Source organism: Streptomyces sp. H39-S7, assembly GCF_027158205.1.
Taxonomy (GTDB): Bacteria; Actinomycetota; Actinomycetes; order Streptomycetales; family Streptomycetaceae; genus Actinacidiphila.
This window is the reverse complement of sequence record NZ_JAPVLU010000006.1, coordinates 1-11640: the sequence shown is the minus strand read 5'-3', so window position 1 is coordinate 11640 and position 11640 is coordinate 1. Positions and strand designations below refer to the sequence as shown.

General features: G+C 68.7%; 10 protein-coding genes and 1 pseudogene. 10 read left to right on the top strand and 1 reads right to left on the bottom strand.

Going from position 1 to position 11640, the window contains the following annotated elements:
* Positions 1-78 precede the first annotated feature (78 nt).
* The 5 genes from O3X23_RS07425 (at position 79) to O3X23_RS07405 (ending at position 4374) form a co-directional block, all read left to right on the top strand.
* Complete coding sequence (locus tag O3X23_RS07425; protein ID WP_269270392.1) at positions 79-1404, top strand: cation:proton antiporter; 1326 nt, start codon at positions 79-81, stop codon at positions 1402-1404.
* On the top strand, positions 1391-1861 hold the full coding sequence (locus O3X23_RS07420; RefSeq protein WP_269270391.1) for a CBS domain-containing protein: 471 nt from the start codon (positions 1391-1393) through the stop codon (positions 1859-1861). The genes O3X23_RS07425 and O3X23_RS07420 overlap by 14 nt, the downstream gene beginning before the upstream one ends.
* Entirely contained in the window at positions 1858-3156 is a 1299-nt protein-coding gene (locus O3X23_RS07415) for an ArsB/NhaD family transporter (protein WP_269270390.1), read from the top strand. Before O3X23_RS07420 ends, O3X23_RS07415 begins: the two co-directional genes overlap by 4 nt.
* 431 nt (positions 3157-3587) lie before the next feature.
* Complete coding sequence (locus O3X23_RS07410) at positions 3588-3956, top strand: STAS domain-containing protein (protein ID WP_269270389.1); 369 nt, start codon at positions 3588-3590, stop codon at positions 3954-3956.
* Between the two features lie 103 nt (positions 3957-4059).
* Positions 4060-4374, top strand: coding sequence for a hypothetical protein (locus tag O3X23_RS07405; protein WP_269270388.1), 315 nt, complete (start codon positions 4060-4062; stop codon positions 4372-4374).
* Between the two features lie 592 nt (positions 4375-4966).
* Here the strand turns inward: O3X23_RS07405 and O3X23_RS07400 are convergent.
* Positions 4967-5542: a TerD family protein gene (locus O3X23_RS07400; protein WP_443047787.1), complete on the bottom strand. Its 576-nt coding sequence runs from the start codon at positions 5540-5542 to the stop codon at positions 4967-4969.
* A 364-nt stretch (positions 5543-5906) separates the two neighbouring features.
* Between O3X23_RS07400 and O3X23_RS07395 the strand changes: the two are divergent.
* The 5 genes and pseudogenes from O3X23_RS07395 to O3X23_RS07375 all read left to right on the top strand — a co-directional run.
* Positions 5907-6718 (top strand): annotated as a pseudogene (locus O3X23_RS07395) (PucR family transcriptional regulator); the annotation flags it as partial.
* A gap of 101 nt (positions 6719-6819) precedes the next feature.
* Entirely contained in the window at positions 6820-8643 is a 1824-nt protein-coding gene (locus O3X23_RS07390) for an NAD-binding protein (RefSeq protein ID WP_269270559.1), read from the top strand.
* 442 nt (positions 8644-9085) lie between these two features.
* The gene (locus tag O3X23_RS07385) at positions 9086-10372 is read left to right on the top strand and encodes a molybdopterin-dependent oxidoreductase (protein WP_443047797.1); all 1287 of its coding nucleotides are present in this window, start codon (positions 9086-9088) and stop codon (positions 10370-10372) included.
* Positions 10369-10950, top strand: a complete 582-nt coding sequence (locus O3X23_RS07380; protein ID WP_331283885.1) for a hypothetical protein — start codon at positions 10369-10371, stop codon at positions 10948-10950. Before O3X23_RS07385 ends, O3X23_RS07380 begins: the two co-directional genes overlap by 4 nt.
* 365 nt (positions 10951-11315) lie before the next feature.
* Positions 11316-11640, top strand: a 325-nt coding sequence (locus O3X23_RS07375) for a glycosyltransferase family 2 protein (protein ID WP_269270384.1), incomplete at its 3' end; no start/stop codon positions are given.

Here is an 11640-nt window from a genome sequence, read left to right as displayed (position 1 = left end):
TAAGTTCGGTGACGGTGTGCCGGGAAGTCTGGTCGGCGATCGCTTTGGCGATCCTTCTGCCGATCCAGGGAGCTTCCTGTGGTACTTGTCGCGGTGTTCGGTGTCGCCCTGCTCGTAGCGGTGTTGGTGTCCGGTCTGGCCGCCCGCTCCATTCTCTCCACGTCCTTGCTGTTCCTGCTTGCCGGCGCCGCCGTGGGTGACGGTGCTCTGGGTCTGGTGCACATCGCCCCGGACAGTCCCCTGGTGACCGCGACTGCGGACCTCGCGCTGTTCACGGTGTTGTTCACCGACGGCATGCACGTCTCCTTTCCCAGTCTGCGTGCCGCGTGGCGCAACCCCGCTCGCGCTTTGGGCATCGGGATGCCGTTGGCGTTCGCGGGTGTGGCGGTGCTGACGCACTATCTGGTGGGGTTGGACTGGACCACGTCGTTGCTGGTGGGTGCGGTGCTGTCGCCGACGGATCCGGTGTTCGCCTCGGCGATCGTGGGCCGCAAGGAGGTACCGGCCCGGCTGCGGCAGTTGCTGAACGTCGAGTCGGGGCTCAATGACGGTCTGGCGCTGCCGGTGGTCCTGGTCCTGATCACGGCCGCGGGCCCGCTGCACGCCGAGGGGAACGGCTCGCTGGGGGTGGTGGGCCTGGAGCTGGCCGGCGGACTGGCGCTGGGCGTGGTGGTGCCGCTGCTGGTGACCGCCGTGGTGCGGCTGCCGGGGCTGGGCGCGGAACCGCGCCTGCAGCCGTTGGGGCCGCTCGCGGTCGGCATCGTCCTGTACGCGGCCTGTCATCTGACGGGCGCCAATCCCTACCTGGCGGCGTTCGCCGCCGGTGCGGTGCTGGCCTCCTCCGCCCCGCAGACCGCCCACGCCTTCGAACCGTTGGGTGAGGCACTGGCGGAACTGAGCAAGTTCGCCGCCCTGCTGGTCTTCGGCGCACTGCTGACCCCGGCCCTGTTCGGGGGCCTGTCGGTCAGCGGCTACGTGGTGGTGGTGCTGGCGATCGTGCTCATCCGCCCGGCGTCTTTGCTGATCTCCCTGCTCGGCACACGGATCGACCGCCGGGAGCGGTGGGTGGCGGCCTGGTTCGGACCCAAGGGCTTCGCCTCGGTGGTGTACGGGCTGCTGGTGCTGCAGGCGGGCATCCCACAGGGCGAACAGGCGTACACGCTGATCGCGGTATGCATCGCGGTCTCCATCGCCGTGCACTCCAGCAGCGACGTCCCCATCGCCCGCCTCTTCCACGTCGACGACCTGATCGGTATCCCCGACGACGAGGACGACGACACCGCTGAGGCTGTGGAAGGCCGCGACCCGCAACCACCAGTCCCCGAACCGGCCGCAGACCCGGAAACCGGCCCGCAGGACGACACCGACCTCCAGAGCAAGGAGCCCCGACGTGCGCGCACGTGATCTGGCTGAGCCGTACCCGAGCGTCGGAGTCGGCGACGACGCGCTGACCGCTGCCCGACTACTGGCCGAGGAGCGCCTGCCAGCCGTCCTGGTGCTGGACGGGCACGGCATGCCCGGCGCGATCCTGCCCGCCTCCCAACTGGTACGCCTGCTGGTGCCGAACTACGTATTGGAGGACCCGGCGCTGGCCGCGGTGATCGACGAGGCCCACGCCGACCGGCTGTGCCAGGCACTGACCGGCCGCACGGTGGGGGAGGTGCTGCCGAAACAAGCCGCAGCCCCTCCCGTCGCGGACGCCGATGACACAGCGGTGGAGGTCGCGGCGCTGATGGCCACCTCCCGCAGCCCGCTGATCGCCGTGGTCGAACACGCCGCCGACCGCCGACACGGCACCGACCATCTACTGGGCGTCATCACCGCCTCCCGGCTCCTGGAACGCCTGCTGGCCACCGCATGAGCAACTGGCACGCCTGGGCGGCACTGGCGGTCTTCGCCGGCGCCTACGTCCTGATCATCACCGAATGGGTCCACCGGGTGGCCGCCGCCCTGGGCGGCGCCGCCCTCATGCTCGCGCTGCGCGCCACCGACGCGGACGCCGCCTTCTTCTCCACCGATTCCGGCATCGACTGGAACGTCATCTTCCTGCTGCTGGGCATGATGATGATCGTGGGCGTGCTGCGCCGCACGGGACTGTTCGAGTTCCTGGCGATCTGGGCGGTCAAGCGCGCCCGCGCCAAGCCGTTCCGGGTGATGGTGATGCTGGTGGCGATCACGGCGGTGGCGTCCGCGCTGCTGGACAACGTCACCACTGTGCTGCTGGTTGCCCCCGTCACGTTGCTGGTGTGCGAACGCCTGAACCTGCCGGTCGCGCCGTTCTTGATCGCCGAGGTACTAGCCTCCAACATCGGTGGCATCGCCACCCTGGTCGGCGACCCGCCGAACATCATCATCGCCAGCCGCGCCGGCCTGAACTTCAACGACTTCCTCGTCAACCTCGCCCCGCTGGCCGTGATCCTGACCGCTGTTCTGGTGGTCATGTGCCGGTTCATGTTCCGTCGTGCGTTCGTCTACGACGAGAAGCTCGCGGCCGAGGTGATGGCGTTGAGCGAACGTGAGGCGATTCGCGACCGCAGGCTGCTCGTTCAGGGGCTGGCGGTGCTCGGCCTGGTCGTGGCCGCTTTCGTTCTGCATCCGGTTCTGCACTACGAACCCAGCGTCGTGGCGCTGCTCGGCGCCGGCTTGCTGGTCGCCATCAGCCCCGTCAAGACCAACGACGTCCTGGCCGATGTGGAGTGGCCCACCCTGGCTTTCTTCGCCGGTCTGTTCATCATGGTCGGGGCCCTGATCGAGACCGGCGTCATCAAGGAAGTCTCGTCCGCGCTGGCCGACGCCACCGGCGGCAAGGCCCTGGGCGCGACCATGCTGCTGCTCGGCGCGTCTGCCGTGCTGTCGGGCATCGTGGACAACATCCCGTATGTCGCGACGATGGCCCCCATCACCGCTGACCTTGTCCACACCGTGGGCGACGCCCACGGGCATGTCCTGTGGTGGGCCCTGGCCGTAGGTGCCGACCTGGGCGGCAATGCCACCGCGATCGGTGCCTCCGCCAACGTCGTCGTCCTGGGCATCGCGGAACGCAACCGCACCCCGATCAGCTTCTGGACCTTCACCCGCTACGGCGCCCCCGTCGCCGCCGTCACCATCGCCGTCTCCGGCCTCTACATATGGCTCCGCTACTTCGCCCTCGCCTGAAAGATCAGCCAAGCGCCGGCAACCGAGGTACCCCAGCCCGCAGCCCCTCCGCACCATCCACCCCAGGCAGGCCCTATTGAACGCCACTGTCCTCTGGACGATCCTGGCGATCTGCAGCGCCGTTCTGCTGCCGGTCGGCGTCCTGCTGACCACCGGCACCCCGCTGCCCAGGCTGGCACCGTGCTGCACTCGGCGCCGGATGCTCGGCGTGTGCGCGCTGCTGTATTACGGGGCCGCGGCGGTCACCACCGTGGCGCGCCTCGTCCACGCCCACACGGACACCCTCCTGCTCTGCACCGGCATCGGCATAGCCATGACGCACGCGGCACTGACCCTCACCACCATCGCCTGCACCGTAGAACCCGGTCCGCTCGCGCCCTGCCGTGACCCGACAGGGCCACCCGGACCGGCGCAGCCACAAGGAGATCAGCATGCCGGAACGAGGATGGAAAGCGTGGCGCGCAGCCCGCGCCCTGCGCCGTATCGTCCACATCCACCGAAATGACCGCGAACGCCTCGTCGTGAGCCTGCACGGAGAGATCAACCATGCCAACGCCGCACCGATCGGACAACTGCTGGCGGCGCTCCTGCAGGCTTCACCCACCGAGGCACACCTCGACTTCGCGCAGGTCCCCCGCTTGGGCACGGCGTCAGCCTCGGTGTTCTTCCCCCTGGTGGCCGCCGCCCGCGCCCACCGCACTACCCTCATCGTCCACCGCGCCGATCCGTCCCTGCGCGCCGCGCTCCACGAACTCGGCCTGGACCGAACAGGACTGTCCTACAGCGGCGATCCCATCTGACGCCCTTCGCCGATCGGCGCGTGGGCAGCGTCTGGAGGCGCGTGACAGCCGTGTCATGATCTCGCTGGCGTCCGGCGTGGGTCCGGCGCGCGGGAGAGAGATCATGAACCCCTACCTTGCTCTGCCCCTTCTCCTCATAGCGTCGATCATCGCCGCCGTCGGCCTCGCGGCGGTCACCCGTGGCTGGGTGCTGCCCAGGAATCGGCGTCACGTCCGCAACCCTCGTCTCTACGGCTGGGGCCAGCTGATAGTGGCCTTCGCCCTGTGCTGGCAGCTTGTCTTCGGCATGCTGAGCCGCGATCCCGAAACCCGGGCGTGGGGCACCCTCACCGGTGCGGTGATGCTTGTGGCCGGCTTCATCGTCGCGTTCATGGGCCAGCTCACGAGTAGTAGACACAAGGGCAGCAGCACGCGGTAGAGGAGCGCGGTGTCAGGGGGATCGCCAAGGCAGCGTCTGTTTGTGATCTGCTGAGCTGAGCGGCCTTGATTCGACTTTGTAGGGGTCTGTGGAAAGTTGGGCTCGTGGAGGGCCAGGTTCCGGTGGGGGGCACTGCGGCTGCTGAACGAGCAGAACCTGGCTGTCCGGGTGCCGGAAAGGGGCGCCTCAGACGACGCGCGATCACGCTGAGCAGACAGTATGGAGAGCGAGGAGAACCCCGTCGTGCGGGCACGTGGGGCGCGCCGGTATCGCAGGCCGGACAGTGTTCGGCCCGTGCGCACAGCCGGTGCGGCCAGGAACAGGATGCACGAGAACACGGTGATGCCGATCCGCCGCCAAGTCATAGGCGATGAAGCCCCTGTAGCGTGTCGAGGCATCCGAAACGGCTGACGTCCCTGAAGACCGGGCGCAGCACCGACGCAGCCTGGTGGCAGCCCGGCATCCGGTCATCGCCTGGCCCGATGACGGAGAAGCAAGGTGAGGGGCCGCTTGGCAACTCGGCGGGATCCCGGTGCTGCCTGCCGCGCCGGGTCAGCCAGGCGATGTCGGCGCTCGGGGGTCACGCGTACGGTCAGGCAGCCCCCGCCGAACTCGTCCCCGGAGCGCCATCCGGCCCGGACTGCTCGACATCGCCCATCTCCTGGGTGAAGGCCAACGGGTCGCTGTTGAATCCGCGGATCATCTCGTGGAACTCCCACTCGCCGGAACTCAACCTGCTGAACTCCGCGACCGTGGTGGCGGTGGAGCTCGCAACCAGCGTGAAGTCGGCCGCCAGCAGTTCCGTGTACCCCTCAACGACCACTACGGCGGCGTTCTCGATGGTACCGAAGGTGCGACGCCCGCGGTCCTGATGGATGACCACCCCCACCACGACACGCCCGTAGGAGGACGCCAGCCGGTCGAGTTCCAGCACCATGACCTCGACGAAGCCGAAACCCTGTCCGGTCTGGCTGTGCCGGGTCATGTTGATGGTGCCGTCCGGTGATCTGCTGTCGTAGTGAACGACGTATACCGGCCGCCCGTGAAGGTCGTCCATGGAGTAGGTCGCAGCGACGATGTCGAGATGCCGGGGCGGTTCCCCTAGGGGACTGGGGTCCCACTTGAGTCTTACATCGATCTTTCGAAGCCCCTTGTTCACACTGCTCACCGGATGCTGCCTCCCCGCTCCCGACCACCCCGGGACCCACCTGGCCCCACCCTTCAATTATGGTCTGTGACGAGCCACTTGATACTTCGTTAACGCCTCTGCGCCATGGCTGCCCAAGCATCGGACCCGGTCGGCATTCCGTCGCTCACCGCGACTCCGTTCGATTGCGGCGGGGTTGGGGTGCCAGTAGTTCTCGCGGAAAGGACAACGCTAAACCGTGCGGGCAGCCCATTGATATGAGCTGATGTCCGTGCTCACCGTCGGGCAGTAGACCATGGTCGAGCCCCGAGGAGCAGCTGGACGAACTACTGCCGGCCTCGGGGCTCGGCACGGTGCGGAGCTCAAAGCGGATCAAGGCCGACCGCATGAGCGGGCCCGGCGGCTCGCGGTGCGGCAGGAGGAGGCGGCCCGCCGCGAGTTCGTCGACGACCTGCTCTACGGACGCAGTGACCTGGGCCGGCTCGCCGATCGGGCCAAACACTTCGGGCTGCTGCTCTCTCAGGCACACGCCGTCGCGGTTGCCGAGGGTCCCGCCGCGTACGACGACACGCACCCCATCACCCGCCGGGTGGAGGGCGCCCTGATCAGACGATTCGGCGACCACCCCGGATTCTGCTTACCACCAAGGAGGGCCGGCTGGTCTGCGTCGCCCCGGGCGACCAAGCCGATGTCCTGACCCATTTCGCCCAACAGGCGTATACGGCGGTCGGCAGGGGCAGAGCGGCGATCGGCCGCGCCCACTCGGGTGCGGGTGGGGTGGTCCGCTCGTATGAGGAAGCCCTCGGCGCTCTCGATCTCGCGGAGCGCATGAATCTCGACGAGGCTCTCCTTCTCGCGGCGGACCTGCTGGTCTTCCCGGTCCTGACCCGTGACCGGCAGGCAATGGCCGATCTCGTACAGAGCCCCCCGGGGCCGCTCCTGCAAGCACGTGGCGGAGCCGAGCCACTCCTGGAGACACTGACCGCGTACTTCGATGCGGGCTGTGTCTCGGCCGAGGCCGCGCGCCGCCTCAGTTTGAGCGTCCGTGCCCTGACCTACCGACTCGACCGTATCCGCCAACTCACCGGCTGCGACCCCGCAGAGCCGATGCATCGCTACGCCTTGCAGACCGCCGTGATCGGCGCCCGGTTGTTGGACTGGCCGGCTGAGGAGATCCAGTCGGACCCCTGCGCATGATCCGTCCCGGACGGGGGTGGCCGCAGGACACCACCTTGCGGCACTGTACGGGGGTGCCGAACCTCCCCAACCAGCTCCCTCCTGCCTCCCCCTCCGGCCACATGGTGGTGTGCGGCGACGACGCGCTCGCGTACCGGCTCGTCCACGAGCTCAGCGGCGTCTACGGAACGCACGTCACCGTCCTCGTGCCGTCCCTGGAGCGTAACCACGGTCCGCGGATCGCCGAACTCGGTCTGCTTCCCGGGGTGTCGGTGACCGTCCTGGAGGCACTCAACCCGGACGAGGCCACGCTGCGCGCCGCAGGTGTGGACCGGGCGGTGGCAGTGGCGCTGACGTACGGGGACGATCAGACCAATATTCAGGCCGCTTTGCGGGCCCGGCGCCTCAACCCGGACGTGCGCCTGGTGATCCGCATGTTCAACCGCAAGCTCGGCCGGCACCTCGGCGAGATGCTGGAGCGGGCCTCCGCGGCCCGGTTCCCTCAGCCGAGACGGTCCGACGTCGACGCGTCCATCACCGTGCTGTCCGACGCCGACACCGCCGCACCGGCCCTGGTCGCCGCGGCGGTCGTCGGCAGCAGCAAAGTCGTTCAGGCCGACGGCCTGCTGCTGCGCGCCGCCGAGCGCCGAGTAGGCAGCGGGGAAAGTCGCCCGCACTTGTGCACCCTGGCCCTGCTGCCGGACCCGGTCACCGACATCGACCGTGACGACCCGGGCACTGATCCGCAACTGTTGCCTGACGACGCGGCGGTGAGTGCCACGGACGGCGGGCGCAGCCGGGTGGTACTGGAGGCGATCACGCGCCGGCCCGGACCCGCTGCGCCCCGCAGACGGCTGCCGCGCGGGCTGCCGATGCGGGAGCTGTTCTCACAGCGGCTGCGGTGGACCGTCGCTGGGCTGGCGGCTCTCCAGGGGCTCTTCGCAGTCCTGACGTGGCAGGTGAGCGGCGAGGCACCTTTGCGGGCGGCGTACTTGTCGATGCTCGACCTGCTGAGCCTGGGCGATCCGGCGCTCGGTGAGCCGACCGGGCGGCAGGTGTTGCAACTGCTGTCCGGTCTGTCGGGGATGGCACTGCTGCCGGTGCTGTTCGCGATCGTCGTAGAGGCGTTGGGCGCGTTCCGTACCGCGACCGCGCTGCGGCTGCCGCCGCGCGGACTGTCAGGGCACATCGTGCTGCTGGGTCTCGGCAAGGTCGGCAGCCGGGTGCTGGACCGGCTGCACGCCCTGGACATCGATGTGGTGTGCGTCGAGCAGGACCCGCAAGCTCGTGGTGTCGTGCTCGCCCGCTCCCTTCGAGTGCCGGTGATCATCGGGGACGCGACGCAGGAGGGCGTACTGGAGGCGGCGAAGATCGGCCGCAGCCGTGCCCTGCTGGCCTTGACCAGCAGCGACAGCACCAACCTGGAAGCGGCCCTCTACGCGCGTGAGAGCAAGGCCGAACTGCGGGTGGTGATGCGACTGTTCGACGACGAGTTCGCCACCGTCGTCTCCCGGACCCTGCGGGCTTCCTACCCCCAGGCCACCACCCGCAGCCGCAGCGTCTCCACCCTGGCCGCCCCGGCTTTCGCCGGAGCGATGATGGGCCGCCAAATCCTGGGCGCCATCCCGATCGAGCGGCACGTCCTGCTCTTCGCCGCTGTCGACGTGCGAGGACTGCTCGAACTGGAGGGCCGTACCATCGCCGAAGCGTTCCAGCCCGGCGCCTGGCGCGTCCTGGCCCTCGACCTGGCAGAACCGGCGGAACGCCGCCCCGACCTGTCCGTCACACCGGAAAACGACCCTACGCCGCGAGAGCCGGAACTCGCCTGGGAAGTGCCGCCGGGCTACGTCCTGCGCCCCGAGGACCGCGTCGTCCTGGCAGCCACCCGCCACGGCCTCGCGCGCCTCCTTCGCCACGCCGGCCAAAGCGCGCACACCACAATCTGAAGCCCGCACCACGGCGGTCGATACCCATCTCCCGGGGTTCACCCCGGCCCGCCTGTGACCGGTCGAGGGAGCCAGCCGCCACGGACGAGGCGATCGAAGCCATCAGCCGGCCTTGCGCCCTCGTGACAGGTCGACGGGGTGATGTCGGAATGTCGTAAGGAGTCGCTGACGCCCTCGGACGGCAGTTACGACATACGGTCATCTCGATACTGTGAGTGATTGGGAAGGGTTTGAGATGGACGATGAGCAGGACATGAACCTTCCTCCGGATCCGCAGCGTTCCGGGAGCGGCTCCAGTAGTTCCGGAGACGGTGCTCCTGATCGTCCGTCTGCTGAACCCACCTCATCCGAACCTGTCAGTCGGCAGGATGGCGAAGCCCCCGCCCCTACTGTTGCGGACGCCCCGGAGCCGAAGCCTGAGCAGCGTAGCCGGTTGCGTGCGTTGTTGGCGGCGGGTCCGCCGCCGGGTCCTGCCCGGCCGGGGTTCTGGCGCAGCCCGTTGCGCGGTCCGTGGCTCACCTCGGTGTTCGGGCTGATTCTGCTCGTGGGTATCACGGTGATGTTCGTGACCGGGCTGCTGTCCTACGCCGCGTACAACCCGGATCTGTCGCCGGTCAACGACCAGACCCCGGACAAGGGGATTCTGGGCTTCTACCTGTTCTCCTGGCCGACCCATCCCTACTGGCTCTACCGCCTCCTGCAAGGCGTGCACGTCACGCTGGGGGTGGTACTCATCCCGATCCTGCTGGCGAAGCTGTGGTCGGTGGTCCCGAAGCTGTTCTCCTGGCCGCCGGTGCGCTCGGTCAGCCATGCGCTGGAGCGCCTGTCGGTATTGCTCCTGGTCGGCGGCGTGCTGTTCGAGTTCGTCACGGGCATTCTCAACATCCAGCTGCACTACATCTTCCCCGGCTCCTTCTACACCCTGCACTTCTACGGGGCGTGGGTCTTCATCGGCGCGTTCGTCGTCCACATCGCCTTCCGCATTCCGACCATGGTCCGCGCCCTGCGCAGCCGCCGGATGCGCACCGAGCTGCGCACCGAGCTGGAGCGGACCGAACCCGAACCCGCGGACGACACAGGTCTGGTCTCACCGCGGCCGGCCCCGCCGACGATGTCGCGACGCGGCGCGCTGGGCATGGTGGGCCTGGGATCCGCGACCCTGCTCGTCGTCACGGCCGGGCAGAGCATCGGCGGGCCCCTGCGCCGCGTCGCACTGCTCGCCCCGCATGGCGGGCCGAACCCTGGCTCGGGTCCAGGCGGCTTCCAGATCAACAAGACGGCGGCCGACGTCGGCATCCAGGCCCGTGACATCGGGCCGGACTGGCGACTGACCGTACGCGCCGGCAACCGTCAGATCGTCCTCACCCGAGCCCAGGTCCTGGCGTTGCCGCAGCACGGAGCCTCACTGCCGATCGCATGCGTGGAGGGATGGTCCACCGACAACCAGGACTGGTCCGGCGTGCGGCTTGCCGACCTGGCCGCACTCGTCGGCCTGCACACCAGCCCGCCGGGCGTCGCGGTGGAATCCGTACAGCGCGGCGGCGCCTTCCGGTCAACGGTGCTACGGGACAACCAGGTCCGCGACTCCCGCTCGCTGCTGGCCCTGCGCGTCAACGGCGCAGACCTCACCCCGGACCACGGCTACCCCGCCCGCATCATCGTCCCCGCCAACCCCGGCGTCCACAACACCAAATGGGTCACCCGCCTCACCTTCGAGAGCACCCTGTGAAAAGCGTCCGCGCCCGCTACGGCGCCTCACCCCTGCACCTGCTGCTCGTCCTGTGCTCCTTCGCCCTTACCGCATACGCCGGGATGCGGCTCCTCAAAGGCGACACGCTCCGCATCGTGATCTGGTTCGTGGGCGCCGCACTCATCCACGACCTGGTGCTGCTCCCGCTCTACAGCCTCACCGACCGCGCAACCCAAGCCCTTCTCGGCTCCCGCCCCGGTTCTGGGAAACACCATCGCACCCCCAAGCAGTGGATCAACTACCTGCGCGTGCCAACCTTCGTCGCCCTGCTCCTGCTGATCACCTGGTACCCCCTGATCCTCAACAAGGTTCCCGGCTACCACGCGGCCACGAGCCTGCCCTCCGACGTGTTCCTCGGCCGCTGGCTGCTCATCACCGCCGCACTCTTCGCCGCCTCAGCCCTCTGCTTGATCACCTCCATGTGGCGCCAACGCACCCCGCACCCCCAGCCGCGCGCGCGAAAAAAAGGGGCAGGGGACTCGTCGGATCCTTCTCCGTCCGCGAAACGTGGACGCTCGAGCCCATCTGAGCATGAGGCACCAGAGAATGACGCCTGAGACATGATGGGGCGCCGGCTGTCCCGCACAGACATCTGACCGGGCGAGGGTCAGGTGCTGTTCTGGGCTGCGGTGCCGCAGCCGTTGGCCCCAGTCGTTCCTGGGAGAGGTCAGCGTTCTCCTCATGTTCTTTCAGCCGTATCCACGTTCGGCGATCCGGGCATTCGCCGCCCTGTCAGCTAGCTCGGTCGCCTCCAGGATGTCCTGCTTCTTCTCGCCCGAGTCCAGGAAGCGGATGGCAATGGCAGATCGCGCGGCCAGGTCTTAACGGAGGTGCTCCTCAGGGGTGAGGGCTGCGCCCAAGTGGTGGCCGTCCGTGTTTCGTAAGGATCTAAAGTCCGGAATGCCGGGTTCTGCTTCGTAGGGTGAGGGGCGTGACCAATCCACCTACACCGCCCGTCGACGTCGTACTGCCGTGCCTGGACGAGGCCGGGGCCCTGCCCTGGGTGCTGGAGCGCATTCCGCCCGGCTGGCGGGCGATCGTCGTCGACAACGGTTCGGCCGACGGCTCCGCCGACCTCGCCGCCTCCCTCGGAGCGACGGTGGTCCGCGAGCCGCTGCGCGGCTTCGGCGCCGCCTGCCACGCCGGACTGCTCGCCGCGACCGCCGACATCGTCTGCTTCTGCGACTGCGACGCCTCCCTGGATCCCGCCCTGCTGCCGTCCGTCGCGGACCCGGTGCTGCGCGGCG

Coding starts and splice junctions, on each gene's coding strand:
- O3X23_RS07415 (WP_269270390.1), top strand. CDS start 1,858: ATGAGCAACTGGCACGCCTGGGCGGCACTGGCGGTCTTCGCCGGCGCC.
- O3X23_RS07410 (WP_269270389.1), top strand. CDS start 3,588: ATGCCGGAACGAGGATGGAAAGCGTGGCGCGCAGCCCGCGCCCTGCGC.
- O3X23_RS07405 (WP_269270388.1), top strand. CDS start 4,060: ATGAACCCCTACCTTGCTCTGCCCCTTCTCCTCATAGCGTCGATCATC.
- O3X23_RS07390 (WP_269270559.1), top strand. CDS start 6,820: ATGGTGGTGTGCGGCGACGACGCGCTCGCGTACCGGCTCGTCCACGAG.